Genomic DNA, 13899 nt, shown 5'->3' with positions numbered 1-13899 from the left:
GGGAAAGGTCGGGGAGGGAGCGGATGTCTGCGGCTGGCCGGGGGGTGCGGAGAACGCGAGTGTCAGCGCGACGAAGGACGCCGTGATCGCTGCGGCAGCGATCGACCCGATGCGGGTCGTACGGCGGGCCATCCACGGAGCTCGTTCCGATACGAGTTTCTTCATGCGATGTTCCTCCAGGTTGTGTGGAGCGACGCATACGCGGCCGGTAGCAAACCCCTCCCGACCCGACCGTGAGCCTGCAATGGCAGGTCAGGAGCGCAGCGGGTGACCGGCCGTGGGTTCACAGCATACGTCCGGGTACGCGTCGTATCCGGTAGCGACAGCCCGGCGGGGCACCGGATCTTCTCGTCTCGGACCGGTCGCTGATCGCGCCGAGACAGATTCCACATCCGCCTTTGTTCCGGGAGGACGAATTTCGGGCGGAACGCCGGTCGAGGTGGGCGTTCGGGGCCTACCGTCCGTGGTGTGACGAAGGCGCACGACGGTGAGGTCGGTTCGGGAGAATATGTGGCCCGGATCGCCGCGCGGATGAATGAGCAGGTGACCGGGGTCAGCTCGCTCATCAAGGATGCGCTCGAACAGCTCATACCGGAGTTGCGGGGGGATGCGCGGACGGTGGAGTTGCTGGGGGCGAGTGTCGAGGGGAATGTCGACACGATTCTGCATGCGCTGCGGCACGGCATCGCGGTGGAGCGGATCACCGCGCCGACCGCCGCGCTGGAATACGCCCGGCGGCTCGCGCAGCACGGGGTTCCGGTGAACGCGCTGGTGCGGGCGTATCGGCTGGGGCAGCGGCGGTTGACCGAGCTGGTCTTCGCGGAGTTGCACGCCATAGATATGGAGCCGACCACCCGGATCGCGGTGATCGAGGAGATCACCGACGTGCTGTTCGCCTACATCGACTGGATCTCACAGCAGGTCGTCGCGGTCTACGAGGAGGAACGCGAGCGGTGGCTGGAGAACCGGAACAGCGTGCGCGCCATGCGAGTCCGCGAGATGCTGGCCCAGGACACGGCCGTCGACGTGGACGACGCCACCGCCGCGATCCGGTATCCGTTGCGCCGGCATCACGTGGCGATGGTGCTCTGGTACCCGGACGCCGACTCCGACAGCGACGACCTGGCCCGGTTGCAGCGGTTCGTCCGTGAACTGGCCGGTGCCGTCGATGCCGCCGCCGCTCCGCTGTTCGCCGCGGCCGACCGCACCAGCGGGTGGGTCTGGTTGCCGTTCACCTCGGATCCCGGCGATCCGGCCGAGCAGATCCGCCGGTTCGCCCTCGGCCGGCCCGATACTCCGCACATCGCGATCGGGGCGGTGGGGGTGGGAGTCGACGGGTTCCGCCGGTCCCACCGCCAGGCCCAGCAGGCCCGCGCCGTGGCGGCACGGCGCGGGCCCGAGGACAAGATCGTGGCGTCCACCGATCCCGGATTGATGGCGGTCGCCTTACTCGGCGGGAATCCGGCCGCGGTCCGGGACTGGGTGGCCGACGTTCTCGGTCCACTGGCCACCGACACCGCGAGCGATGCGCGGCTGCGCGACACCCTGCGGGTATTTCTCCGGACCGGGTCCAGTTACAAGGCGGCCGCGCAGGAACTGGATCTGCACTACAACTCGGTGAAATACCGGGTGGGCCGGGCCGTGTCGCGGCGTGGCCGGCCCATCGCCGACGCCCGGCTCGACGTGGAACTCGCACTGCTGGTGTGCCACTGGTACGGCAAGACGGTCCTCACTCGCTGACCATCGAACGCGCTCCGAGGTCTCGGCGCGTGATCTTTGTCTCGCAGAGACAAGACTTCGGCAGTAATTCGTCCACGGACGACGGTGTGGTCCAGCTCACTGATTCCTAGCGTTGACGTATCCGTTCGACACCGAGGATTCAGGACCCGTCCATGCACCTTTCCGAGTTGCCCGACCTTCGAAGCCGCCACGATCCCGGCGCACCCTGTGTGGCCGACGATCAGGTCGAGTTGACCAACGCCGAATTCGCCGACGCGGTGCGGCGGGCCGCCACCGCGTTTGCCGCACAGGGAGTTTCGCCCGGTGACGTGGTCGCGGTGATGCTGCCGAACACCGTGACGCTGGTGGTATCCCTGTTCGCCGCATGGCGTCTGGGCGCCGCGGTGACGCCGGTCAATCCGTCGCTCGTTCCGGCCGAGGTCGGCTTTCAGGGCGCCGACGCCGGCGCCAAGGTCCTGGTCACCGATCGGCCGATGGATATCGGGATCACCGTGCTCACCCCGGCCGAGCTCACCGCGACCCCGCCCGCCGATACCACCGCCGAAGTCCGCGACGACGCGCTGGCCCTGCTGGTCTACACCAGCGGGACCACCGGGCGGCCCAAGGGCGTGATGCTCGACCACGCGAATCTGAACGCCATGTGCGCCATGGTGATCGGCGCCTTCGAACTCACGGCCGCCGACCACAGCCTCCTGATCCTGCCGCTGTTCCACGTCAACGGGATCGTGGTGAGCACCCTCGCCCCGCTGCTCGCCGGTGGGCGCACCACGATCGCGGGCCGGTTCGCCCCCGGCACGTTCTTCGCCCGGCTCGAACGCAGTGGCGCCACCTACTTCTCCGCGGTGCCGACCATCTACACGATGCTGGCCGACCTGCCGCCGGAGGTCACCCCCGATACCTCGGCGGTGCGTTTCGCGGTGTGTGGCGCGGCGCCTGCCAGTGCCGAACTGCTGCGGAAGTTCGAAAGCCGTTACGGCATATCGATCGTCGAGGGTTACGGATTGTCCGAGGGCACCTGTGCGAGCGTGGTCAACCCGCTGCGTGGCCGCCGCAAGCCGGGCACGGTCGGTCTCCCGCTGCCCGGCCAGTCCATCCGCATCGCCGACCCGGACGGCACACCGGTCGCCGACGGCGCCGCGGGCGAGGTCCTGATCCAGGGCCCGAATGTCATGCGTGGCTACCTGAATCGGCCGGAGGACACGGCTCGCACAGTTGTCGACGGCTGGCTGCGCACCGGCGATATCGGCCGGATCGACGAGGACGGCTATCTCGTCCTGGTGGACCGCGCCAAGGACATGATCATCCGGGGCGGCGAGAACATCTATCCCAAGGAGATCGAGAGCGTCGTCTACCAGCTGCCCGAGGTCGCCGAGGCCGCGGTGGTCGGCCGGGCCAGCGAGCTCTACGGCGAGGAGCCGGTGCTGTTCCTCGCCCTGAATTCCGGCGCCACTCTCACCGCCGAACAGGTGCTCGCCCATACCCGGCGCAATTTGTCGAAATACAAACTGCCCGTGGCGATCACTTTCCTCGACGACCTGCCCAAGAACGCCGTCGGCAAACTCGACAAACCGTCGCTGCGCCGCGTGCCGACCGCCTGATCCGCCCCCACGAGAAGGAGATATTCCGATGGGATTCACCAAGCCGGATCTGCCGGCCGTCGATCCGGACACATTCCTGCAGCAACCGCTGATGGAGCGCATGCGCATCCTCGGCGCCGATTGGGCCGAGAACGGCTTCGGCTCACCGAAAATGGTGCATTGCGTCTACATCCTCAAGCTGATCGTGCTCTACGCGATCGGCGGAATCACCGTGGCCACACTGACTTCCGGCCTGCCGGCGTTCTGGCATGTCGCCGAATGGTGGAATCAGCCGATCGTCTATCAGAAGGCCGTCGTCTGGACGGTGCTGCTGGAGGTTCTCGGCCTCGCCGGTTCCTGGGGGCCGTTGGCCGGCAAGGTCAAACCGATGACCGGCGGCATCCTCTTCTGGGCCCGACCCGGCACGATCCGGCAACGCCCGTGGGCGTGGATGCCCGGCACCGGCGGTGATCGCCGCACCTGGTTCGACGTCACCCTGTATCTGGCCCTGCTCGCGAGTTTGGTGATCGCGCTGATTCTGCCCGGCGCGCACAGTGATTCGCTCGCGGCGGTACTTCCGGACAACACCTCCGGGCTCATCGCGCCCGCCGCGCTGACGGCGCCGATCGTGCTGCTGATCCTCAACGGCCTGCGCGACAAGGTCGTCTTCCTCGGCGCCCGCGGCGAGCAATATCTGCCGGCGCTGATCGCGTTCACGGTGTTCCCGTTCGTGAACATGATCGTCGCGTTGAAACTGCTGATCGTGGTCGTCTGGGTGTGCGCCGGCTTCTCCAAACTCGGCAAGCATTTCTCCAACGTGGTGCCGCCGATGGTGTCCAACAGCCCGTCGGTGCCGTTCAAATCGGTGAAACGCGCGCACTACAAGGATTTCCCGCGCGATATGCGTCCCTCCGGCATCGCGCATTTCATGGCCCACGTCAACGGCACCTGCGTGGAGATGCTGGTTCCGCTGGTGCTGTTGTTCTCCACGAACAAGTGGGTGACCCTGGTCGCGGTGCTGATCATGGTGATCTTCCACCTCTTCATCGTGTCCACCTTCCCGCTGGCGGTGCCGTTGGAATGGAACGTGCTGTTCGCCTACGCCACCGTCTTCCTGTTCCTGGGCTTCCCCGCCTGGAACGGATACGCCGTGTGGGACATGTCGCCGGTGTGGCTGGTCGTTCCGGTGGTCGCCGCGCTGCTGTTCTTCCCGGTGCTCGGCAATCTGCGGCCCGACAAGGTCTCGTTCCTGCCGTCGATGCGGCAGTACGCGGGCAACTGGGCCTCGGCGGTGTGGACGTTCACCCCGGGCGCCGAGGAGAAGTTGAACCGGGTGACCCGCTCGGCCCGCAATCAGATCGATCAGTTCATCGAATTCGGTTACGAACCGCAGTGGGCGGAGATCACCTTGCAGAAGACGATTGCCTGGCGCACCCTGCACAGCCAGGGGCGGGGCCTGTTCTCGCTGCTGATCTCACGGCTGCCCGATATCGATTCGCGCACGGTCCGGGAGGGGGAGTTCCTCTGCAACTCGATCGTGGGGTTCAATTTCGGTGACGGCCACTTCCACGACGAGGAGATGATCCGCGCGGTGCAGGACGAGGCTCGCTTCGAACCCGGCGAATGTGTGATCGCCTGGGTGGAGTCGGAGGCGTTCGGCAGCGGCGTGCAGCACTACAAGCTGATCGACGCCGCGCTGGGCGTGATCGAACGCGGCACCTGGAATGTCGCCGATGCCGTCGCCGAGCAGCCGTGGCTGCCCAACGGTCCGATTCCGTTGCGGCCCATCTGGGTTCGCCCGGTGCAGACCGAGCCCAGCCAGGACGATTTCGGAGTGGTGGCGTGACAACCGCACTGGTGGTCGGCGGCGGGCCCAACGGGCTCGCCGCCGCCGTCGCCCTCGCCTCCGAAGGTGTCGAGGTCACCGTGCTCGAGGCTGCCGAGCAGATCGGCGGCGGTACGCGCAGCAGCGAGGCCATCGTTCCCGGTCTGCTGCACGATCACTGCTCGGCCATCCACCCGATGGCCGTCGGGTCACCGTTCCTCGCCGGCCTGGGGCTCGACCGCTACGGACTGACCTGGCGGTTGCCCGAGATCGATTGTGTGCATCCGCTCGACGACGGCAGCGCCGGGGTGCTGTACCGCTCGGTCGAGCAGACCGCGGCCGGCCTCGGTCGCGACGGCTCGCGCTGGCGACTGGCATTCGACCGCCCGGTGCGCCGCTACGACGCGCTGAGCGAGGACATCATGCGCCCGCTGCTGCGCGTACCGCATCACCCGCTGACGTTGGCTCGCTTCGGGATACCGACGCTGCTGCCCGGTTCGGCCTTCGCCCGAGTGTTCCGCACCGAGCAGGCGCGGGCACTGTTCGGAGGCGTTGCGGTCCATGCCTTCCGGCCGCTGCACCATCCGCTCACATCGGCCGTCGGCCTCGGCATCCTCACCGCCGGTCATCGGCACGGCTGGGCGGTGGCCGAAGGCGGATCACAGGCGATTGCGGATGCGCTGGCGGCGCTGCTGGCGGAGCTGGGCGGAAAGATCGAGACCGGGGTGCGGGTCGAGTCGGCGGCACAGTTGCCGCCGGCCGACATCACCATGTTCGATCTGGCGCCCGATGCCGTCGCTCGTATTCTCGGCGATCGGTTACCGCGACGAGTTCGGCACGCGTTCGCCCGTTTCCGGCGCGGGCCCGGGGCCTACAAGGTCGACTTCGCGGTCGCCGGTGGGGTGCCGTGGACCGCTCCGCACGCGCACCGGGCGGGGACCGTGCACCTCGGCGGGACCTACGCGGAGGTGGCCGCCGGTGAACGCGAGATCCACGCTGGCCGGATGCCCGAGCGTCCTTTCGTACTGGTCGGGCAGCAGTATCTGGCCGATCCACAACGTTCGGCCGGTGACATTCACCCGGTGTGGAGTTACGCCCATGTGCCCAACGGCTATTCGGGCGATGCGACCGAGGCGATCATCGCGCAGATCGAGCGGTTCGCCCCCGGCTTCCGGGAACGCATTGTGGGACAGGCGGTTCGCTCGACCACCGAGATGGCCGTGTACAACCCGAACTATGTCGGCGGCGACATCATGACCGGCGCCAAGGACATTCGCCAGCTGATGTTCGGACCGCGAACCACGTTGTCGCCCTATAGCCTCGGCGTTCGCGGCATGTACATCTGCTCGGCAGCGACCCCGCCCGGACCGGGCGCCCACGGCATGTGCGGCGCCAATGCCGCCCGGCTCGCGGTGGCCGAACTGGTGGACCGGTAGGCGAGCCGCTCCGGCGGCTCGGAAAACTCCGGGCCGTCCTCACTTCAAGACGTTGACCGCCCGCGCGATGACCAGTGCCGCGGTGATCAGCGACAACGCGGATTCGGCCATCATCAGCGTCTTGGCCCAGCGCGTCATCGGCATCACATCGGTGGGGCTGAACGCGGTGGCATTGGTGAACGACAGGTAGAGGTAGTCGAGGAATTCCGGCTCCCAGTCGGCGGGGGAGAGCTCGGGATTCTGCATCTGGACGAACAGGAAATCGGGTAGCTGTTCGCGGGCGTGCGCCCGTGCGGCCGGGCCGCCGCGATCGAGTTCCCAGAACCAGAGCGCGAATACGGTGACGTTGGTCAGCCAGATCGCCGCGCCGGAACCGAGCAGGACCGGCGGATCGTTGCTGAGCGTGCCGTTGATCAGGCCGGCCACCAGCCGGAACACCGACCAGGCGGTGGCGATGCCGAGCAGCGCCGACAACCCCAGGCTGCACCAACGCAGCCAGATCTCCTCACGGTCCAAGCGCACCGGGCTACTCGCCACCAGCACGATCAGCAGCACCGTTTCCAGCATCGGCAGCAGCCAGACCGGGCGCAGCTGAAAGTGATCGGGTAGCAGCACTTGCAGGACGATGATGCCCACCATCGCGGCCGTCGCCGCCCAGCGTGATTCGCCGGCCGTGCGGCGTGCCCACGCCGGAACGTCGTCGGTGTCGTTCTCGGAACCGCTCACCCGTGCAGTATTGCCCGCTGCGTGCCCGTCGGCAGCATGGCACGCGCTCGGGTCGCTACCGGTCGGTGGCCGCCACGTCGCCCACCGCGAAGACGTCGTCGAACCCACGACGCGCAGGGTCGGCAGCACCCCCGATGACGACCCGAGGTCCGGTCATGCCGCTCGTTTCCGCGGCGGCAGGGGAACGAATACCGAAACCCTGTGCACCACATCCCGATACGCCGGCCGCCGCTGCAGGCTGCGCTGTTCCATCATCGGAATGCTGACGCCCACGAACATCGCCACCATGGTCACCACCCCCGCGAGAACCCACCAGCTGCCCGGGGCGGCCGCGAGCCCGAACAGGCCGAACGAGAGCCAGACGCCGCACTCGCCGAAATAGTTCGGATGCCGCGACCACGCCCACACCCCGCGGTCCATGACCTGGCCCGGCGATGTGGTGGCGGCGAAGCGATGCATCTGCAGGTCGGCGACGGTTTCCAAGGCAACCGCACCCGCACCGATCACGACGGCGACGATATCGAGCGCACCGAACGGTTCGCCGGCGCGCGTCGCCACCACGTACACCGGAATCAGCCCGGCGAACACCTGCAGCGTCGGAAAGACGTGGATTCCGAACAGATCCGCGACGAAGGCGAACCTGCCCGCTCGTTCGCGCACCATCGGATAGCGCCAATCCTCATGGTGCATACCGGGAAAGGTCGTCACCCAGTTGGCGGTGAGCCGCACCGCCCACACCAGCATGACGGCCATCATCAGCCACCAGCGGGTCGTATTCGACGGCTCGTCGCTGCGAATCCACCAGTAGAAGGCCAGCAGGGGCGGGATCACGCTCCAGTACGGGTCGTAGAAGCTGGAATTCCGGTAGATCCGGCTGAATACGAAGATCACAACCGTGGCGATCAAGTCGGCGATCAGGCCGTTCAACCACAGCTGTCCGGTATCCGGCCCCCACAGCAGCCAGGCGAGCCCCGCGACGACGGCTACGACATAGGCCAGCGCGACTCGAACCAGGGCGCCCACTCTGCTCATGAGCGCACTCTAGGCATCGCGCGGCCGAGCGGAGCCGGATTCGGACAACAGCCGCAGCTCCGCCGAATCGACGCACGAGAAATTCGCCCTAGCGGGAAACGAATCGATCCAAGCGGCGCCCGGTTTCCTCGGTGTGGATGAGTGCCCCGATTTCGGTGCGCTCCAAGCCGTACCCGTCTCCGGTGCCCGCCGCGTCGATACACCGTTTGGCGGCGGTGTAGGCATCCGCGGGAAGATCGGCCAGGCGTTCGGCTAGCGTCATCGCCGTGGCCGCCGCATCGTCGACGGCCCAGTGCACGAGGCCGAGCCGCTCGGCCGTCGTCGCGTCGATCAGCTCCGCGCCGAGAATCAGCCGGTACGCGGTGGCCGGTCCGACCAGGCGGGTAAGCCGCTGAGTGCCACCGGCTCCCGGCAGCAAACCGATTCCGACCTCGGGCAACCCGATCTTCGCGGTAGCGCGCGCGACCCGGAAATCGCAGGCGAGGGCGAGTTCGAATCCGCCGCCGGTGGCCGCACCGCCGATCTCGGCGATCGTGGGTTTTTCCAGTGCCGCCAGGGCCGCGAACGCATCCTGCAGCAGCAGGCAGAACTTCTCCAGCCGCACGCCCCGGTCGGGCAGTTCCCGCCACGAATCCATCATGGCGATATCGGCACCCGCGCAGAACACCTTCGCCGCACTGCGCACCACGACCGCACGCACCGCCGGATCGGCGCCGAATTCGGCTACCGCGGTGGCGAATTCACCGGCCTGTTCCTCATCGAAGGCATTGACCGGCGGGCGGTCGAGGGTGAGGACGCCGACGGCGCCGGTACGAGACAGCGTGACCGACAAGATATTTCACTCCATGAGATGTCGATAGCGCTCGGCGACTCCGGGGGCGAGCACGGTGGGCAGCACGAAACGCACCTGTGCCCGGATGTACTGCTCGACGGTGTAGCGCGGCGCGAAATGCCAATGTTTGAGGGCCCAGGCGTGGGCGAGCATCATCAGGTTGAAGACGACGAGATCCGGATCGAGGTCGTTCATCAGACCCGCCGCGATACCCGCCTCGACGGCGGCCCGCAGCGGGGCGGAGGTTTCGACCTCGAGCTCCTTGATCCGTTCGCGGCCCTCCGGATCGAGGGTCCGGCTCTCCCGATAGGTCAGGACCACGGCGTCGAGATTCTCGTCGACGATTTCCACGTAGTGCCGGAAACCGGAGACGAGCCGCTCCACCGGATCGTCGCCGACCGCGTCCATGGCCGGAGCCAATTCGTCCCGGAAGGCGTCGAGAATATCGACGATCGCCGCGAGCAGCAGGTCTTCCTTACCGCCGAAATACTTGTAGATGAGTCCGACGCTCACATCGGCCTGATCCGCGAGCGCCTGCATCGACATCTGATGAAAGCCCGTGGTCTGCATGACGGCGACGGCCGCGTTGAGGAGTTGGCGCCGGCGCGAGCTGGTTCGCACCGCGCGCACCGCCTCCTCGAGTTCCATCGGTGCGGATCGCTTCGCCATCGGGCATACCCTTCCGTATCTGCGCAGTCGAATGAACGACGGTTCACTCAACTCTAGAGTGGTCCACCGAAAATCAGATGCCCAGCTCCTTCGCGATGATCGTCTTCATGATCTCGGTGGTGCCGCCGTAGATGCTCTGAATACGCGCGTCGACGAAGGCCCGCGAGACCGCGTATTCGCGCATATACCCGTAGCCGCCGTGCAACTGCAGGCAGCGGTCGGCCACTCGCATCTGTAATTCGGTGGTCCACCATTTCAGCCGGGCGGCGCGGGCCGCGGTGAGGCCGCCGGAAATGTGTTCGGCAAGGCAGTCGTCGAGGAAGGTCCGCGCGATATCGAGTTCGGTCGCCAATTCCGCCAGCACGAATTGCGTGTTCTGGAAGCTCGCGATCGAGGCGCCGAAGGCCTTGCGTTCGCGCACGTAGTCCAGGGTGTGCGCGAGCACTCCCTCGGCCGCCGCGACCGCGCCGACCGAGAGCGACAACCGCTCCTGCGGCAGATTCCGCACCAGCTGATAGAAGCCCTCGCCGTCGGCGCCGAGCCGGTTCGCCACCGGCACCCGCATCTCGGTGAAGGTGAGTTCGCTGGTGTCCTGGGCGTGCAGGCCGATCTTCTCCAGGTTGCGGCCGCGGCCGAATCCCGGTGTGTCGGCCTCGACGACCAGCAGCGTCAGCCCCTTGTGCTTGTCCTCGCCGGTGCGGACCGCGACCACGAACAGGTCACCGTTCTGCCCGTTCGAGATGAAGGTCTTGCTGCCGTCGACCACGTAATACTCGCCGTCGCGTACGGCGGTGGTGCGAATGCCGGTGAGATCGCTGCCCGTACCCGGTTCGGTCATGGCGATCCCCAGGACGGTCTCACCGGTGACGACGCCGGGCAGCCAGCGGGCCTTCTGCTCCTCGTCGGTGAGATCGGTCAGATAGGGAAGCACCACATCGTTCTGCAGGGAGAACGCGATACCCGCCGCGGCCGCACCCGCCCGCGTGATCTCCTCGATCACGATGGCGTGGTAGCGGAAATCCTCGACTCCCGGCCCACCGAAACGCTCCGGGACCGGGAAGCCGAGCAGTCCCAGCTTGCCCGCCTCGGTGAACAGCGATCGGTCCAGCCGGCCGGCGTGTTCCCAGTCCTCGTGGGCGGGCGCGACCGTCTGCCGGACGAAATCGCGGACCACGGAACGGAATTGGCGGTGTTCGGAGTCGTACTCCAGTCGTGCGTTCATGGGACCTCTTGTCAGCGGAAGGCGTTCTGGCCGGTGAAGGCCTGGCCGAGCACGAGTTGATGCATCTCCGGCGTCCCCTCGTAGGTGAGGACGGATTCGAGATTCACCATGTGCCGGATGATCGGATATTCGAGCGAAATACCGTTGCCGCCCAAAATGGTTCGCGCGGTGCGGCAGATCTCGATCGCCTCGCGGGTGTTGTTGAGTTTGCCGAAGCTCACCTGTTCGGGCCGCAGTCCCACCGAATCCTTGAGCCGGCCCAGATGCAGCGAAAGCAGTTGGCCCTTGTGCAGTTCGACGGCCATATCGGTGAGTTTGGCCTGGGTCAGCTGAAATCCGGCGATCGGACGTCCGAACTGATTGCGCTGCATCGAATAATCGCGAGCCGCTTGCCAGGCCGAGCGCGCCGCGCCCATCGAACCCCAGATGATGCCGTAGCGCGCCTCGGACAGACTCGACAGCGGCGCCTTGACGCCGCGGCCCTCGGGCATCATCGCCTCGGCGGGCAGGCGCACGTCGTCGAGGACCAGTTCGCTGGTGATCGAGGCGCGCAGCGACAGTTTGTGTTTGATGGTGTGTGCGCTGAAACCCTGGGTGTCGGTGGGGACGATGAAACCGCGGATGCCCTCGTCGGTGTTGGCCCACACCACCGCGACATCGGCGATCGAGCCGTTGGTGATCCACATCTTGCGCCCGTTGAGGATCCAGTCGTCACCGTCGCGCTTGGCGCGGGTCTGCATGGCCGCCGGATCGCTGCCCACATCCGGTTCGGTGAGGCCGAAGCAGCCGATGATCTCGCCCGTGGCCATACCCGGCAGCCACCGCTGCTTCTGTTCCTCCGAACCGTTGTTCCAGATGGAGAACATGGCCAGCGAGCCCTGCACCGAGACCAGCGAGCGGATACCGGAATCGCAGGCCTCGAGTTCCAGGCAGGCCAGACCGTAGTGCACGGCCGAGGCGCCGCTGCATCCGTAACCCTCGAGATGCATGCCGAGTACACCGAGCCTGCCGAATTCGCGGGCCAGATCGCGCGCGCCGGGCAGATCGCCGGCTTCGAACCAGTCGGCGATATGCGGGGTGATGTGCTCGGCGCAGAAGCCGCGCACACTGTCGCGCACGGCCCGTTCGTCCTCGGACAGCAGCGAATCGATGGCCAGCGGGTCGAGTGCGTCGAAGGCGGGGGGACGTTTCGCGCTCATGCGTCTTCCTTGTCCGGATAGGTGAACAGGCCGGCCGCGGCATCGTCGCGGGCCTGTTCGGTGAGTTTGTAATGCAATTTCTTGCCGGTGGCCGACACCGGCAGCGAATCCACGAAGCGGTAGGCGCGCGGGCGTTTGAACGCCGAGAGCATGGGATGGGTGCGGCAGTGCCGGTCCAGTTCCGCCACGCCCACTCCGGGCTCGGCGGCGACCACATAGGCCACCACCACCTGCCCCCAGCGCTCGTCGGGTATGCCCACCACCAGGCAATCGTCTACGCCGGGATGTTCGTTGAGCGCCTCCTCGACCTGGACGGGATGGACGTTCTCGCCGCCGGACAGCAGCATGTCGTCCTTGCGTCCGACGATGGTGACGAATTCCTCCTCGTCCCAGGTGGCGAGGTCACCGATATACAACCAGCCGCGATGGAACTTGCGGGCCTCCTGATCGGGCGAGTCGACGTAGGCATTGGCGCCCTTCGGTGAGCGGACGATGACCTCGCCCACTTCCGTGCCGTCCTTGGCGACGGTCTCCTCCGGCTCGGCCAGCCGGTCGTCGAGTACCCGGACCACCGCCACGTCGTCGTCGATGCACGCGCGCCCGGCGGTTCCGGCCATGGCCGGCAGATCGGACGGGCGCAGGAAGGTGTTCCAGAATCCCTCGGTACTGCCGTATCCGTTGAAGATGTTGGGATTCAACACCTTCTGATAGCGCAGCGCCGCCTCGCGTTCCAGCGGAGCGCCCATCGTCACGATGCCGCGCAGGCTCGACAGGTCGCGGCGCCGGGCCTCCTGTGCGTGGGCGAGCATGGCCAGATTGGTCGGCGCGCCGATGAGGAAGGTCAGGCCGTAGCGCTGCACATGATCCAGGGTGGTGTCGGCGTCGAAGGCGCGCATCGGTACCAGGGAGGAGCCCAAGTAGAACGTGGGATTCGGTCCGGCGCAATACAATCCGCCGCGATGGAACCACGGGGTCATGTTCAGCGTCTTGTCCTCGGGCGACATCGGGAAATGCATGATGACGTCGTGTGCGCTGAAGATCTCCACCAGGCTGTTGAGCGGCACGCCCTTCGGCATCCCGGTGGTGCCGGAGGTGTACAGGCGGGTGGTCTCGTCCCACACCGTGCGATCCGGCTGGAGCGCCCGCGCCGTCGCCGCGACCAGGTCGTCGAAGCGGACCGCGCCCGGTAGCGGCTCACCCGGTCCCACCGCCACCAGCAGACCGGGCCGGAACTCACTGCGCTCCAACGCGTCTCGCACCATCGGCGTGAGGTCGGTGTCGTAGACGAAGACCCGCGGACGGTTCGAAGCGAGGATGTAGGACGTCTCACCGGCGGCGAGCCGGAAGTTCATCGGCGAGCCGACCGCTCCGGCGGCCTGCGTCGCCAGATAGAGCTCGGCGAACTCGACCCCGTTGAACAGCTGATATGCCACGACGTCACCCGTCTCGACACCGGCGTCGGCGAGGCCGGTGGCCAGCCGGTCGACGCGGTCGCCCAGTTCGGCGTAGGTGACGGTCGTCCCGGTCGCCGGATCCTCGATCGCCGGGTGCTGGGCGTAGCGGTGGACGTTGCGCCGGAAACCGTTGAGGTAGGTGAAATCGTGTTCGAAGTACTGCCGGTAGGCATGGGCGTCGTACATC

Annotated in this window: 11 protein-coding genes; 4 read left to right on the top strand and 7 right to left on the bottom strand. The window is 66.9% G+C overall.

Going from position 1 to position 13899, the window contains the following annotated elements; all coding sequences use genetic code 11:
• The first annotated feature begins 468 nt into the window (after nucleotides 1-468).
• The 4 genes from A5789_RS21755 to A5789_RS21740 all read left to right on the top strand — a co-directional run bounded on the left by A5789_RS21755 (nucleotide 469) and on the right by A5789_RS21740 (nucleotide 6578).
• Nucleotides 469-1740, top strand: coding sequence for a CdaR family transcriptional regulator (locus tag A5789_RS21755; RefSeq protein ID WP_064904067.1), 1272 nt, complete (start codon nucleotides 469-471; stop codon nucleotides 1738-1740).
• 152 nt (nucleotides 1741-1892) lie between these two features.
• On the top strand, nucleotides 1893-3338 hold the full coding sequence (locus A5789_RS21750) for a class I adenylate-forming enzyme family protein (protein WP_064904065.1): 1446 nt from the start codon (nucleotides 1893-1895) through the stop codon (nucleotides 3336-3338).
• A gap of 28 nt (nucleotides 3339-3366) precedes the next feature.
• Complete coding sequence (locus A5789_RS21745) at nucleotides 3367-5163, top strand: DUF3556 domain-containing protein (protein WP_064904063.1); 1797 nt, start codon at nucleotides 3367-3369, stop codon at nucleotides 5161-5163.
• Nucleotides 5160-6578: an NAD(P)/FAD-dependent oxidoreductase gene (locus A5789_RS21740; protein WP_064904061.1), complete on the top strand. Its 1419-nt coding sequence runs from the start codon at nucleotides 5160-5162 to the stop codon at nucleotides 6576-6578. The genes A5789_RS21745 and A5789_RS21740 overlap by 4 nt, the downstream gene beginning before the upstream one ends.
• A 39-nt stretch (nucleotides 6579-6617) precedes the next feature.
• On the opposite strand, the gene A5789_RS21735 is transcribed toward A5789_RS21740, so the two are convergent.
• From A5789_RS21735 to A5789_RS21705, 7 genes are all read right to left on the bottom strand, one after another.
• On the bottom strand, nucleotides 6618-7304 hold the full coding sequence (locus A5789_RS21735) for a DUF1345 domain-containing protein (protein ID WP_030517465.1): 687 nt from the start codon (nucleotides 7302-7304) through the stop codon (nucleotides 6618-6620).
• Between the two features lie 153 nt (nucleotides 7305-7457).
• Nucleotides 7458-8336 (bottom strand): DUF1295 domain-containing protein, encoded by an 879-nt coding sequence (locus tag A5789_RS21730; protein ID WP_063017036.1) that lies wholly within the window; start codon nucleotides 8334-8336, stop codon nucleotides 7458-7460.
• An 88-nt stretch (nucleotides 8337-8424) separates the two neighbouring features.
• On the bottom strand, nucleotides 8425-9168 hold the full coding sequence (locus A5789_RS21725) for an enoyl-CoA hydratase/isomerase family protein (protein ID WP_064904058.1): 744 nt from the start codon (nucleotides 9166-9168) through the stop codon (nucleotides 8425-8427).
• A 6-nt stretch (nucleotides 9169-9174) separates the two neighbouring features.
• Complete coding sequence (locus tag A5789_RS21720; RefSeq protein WP_063017043.1) at nucleotides 9175-9837, bottom strand: TetR/AcrR family transcriptional regulator; 663 nt, start codon at nucleotides 9835-9837, stop codon at nucleotides 9175-9177.
• 73 nt (nucleotides 9838-9910) lie between these two features.
• Nucleotides 9911-11059 (bottom strand): acyl-CoA dehydrogenase family protein, encoded by a 1149-nt coding sequence (locus tag A5789_RS21715; protein ID WP_063017045.1) that lies wholly within the window; start codon nucleotides 11057-11059, stop codon nucleotides 9911-9913.
• Nucleotides 11060-11070: 11 nt separating this feature from the next.
• Nucleotides 11071-12258, bottom strand: coding sequence for an acyl-CoA dehydrogenase (locus A5789_RS21710; RefSeq protein ID WP_030517470.1), 1188 nt, complete (start codon nucleotides 12256-12258; stop codon nucleotides 11071-11073).
• Entirely contained in the window at nucleotides 12255-13898 is a 1644-nt protein-coding gene (locus tag A5789_RS21705; protein ID WP_064904056.1) for a class I adenylate-forming enzyme family protein, read from the bottom strand. Before A5789_RS21705 ends, A5789_RS21710 begins: the two co-directional genes overlap by 4 nt.
• Nucleotide 13899 lies beyond the last annotated feature (1 nt).

This window comes from Nocardia sp. 852002-51101_SCH5132738 (assembly GCF_001665695.1).
Lineage (GTDB): Bacteria > Actinomycetota > Actinomycetes > Mycobacteriales > Mycobacteriaceae > Nocardia > Nocardia nova.
This window is presented reverse-complemented; position numbering and strand designations above follow the sequence as displayed.

Coding starts and splice junctions, on each gene's coding strand:
- A5789_RS21750 (WP_064904065.1), top strand. CDS start 1,893: ATGCACCTTTCCGAGTTGCCCGACCTTCGAAGCCGCCACGATCCCGGC.
- A5789_RS21745 (WP_064904063.1), top strand. CDS start 3,367: ATGGGATTCACCAAGCCGGATCTGCCGGCCGTCGATCCGGACACATTC.
- A5789_RS21730 (WP_063017036.1), bottom strand. CDS start 8,336: ATGAGCAGAGTGGGCGCCCTGGTTCGAGTCGCGCTGGCCTATGTCGTA.
- A5789_RS21720 (WP_063017043.1), bottom strand. CDS start 9,837: ATGGCGAAGCGATCCGCACCGATGGAACTCGAGGAGGCGGTGCGCGCG.
- A5789_RS21715 (WP_063017045.1), bottom strand. CDS start 11,059: ATGAACGCACGACTGGAGTACGACTCCGAACACCGCCAATTCCGTTCC.
- A5789_RS21710 (WP_030517470.1), bottom strand. CDS start 12,258: ATGAGCGCGAAACGTCCCCCCGCCTTCGACGCACTCGACCCGCTGGCC.
- A5789_RS21705 (WP_064904056.1), bottom strand. CDS start 13,898: ATGTACGACGCCCATGCCTACCGGCAGTACTTCGAACACGATTTCACC.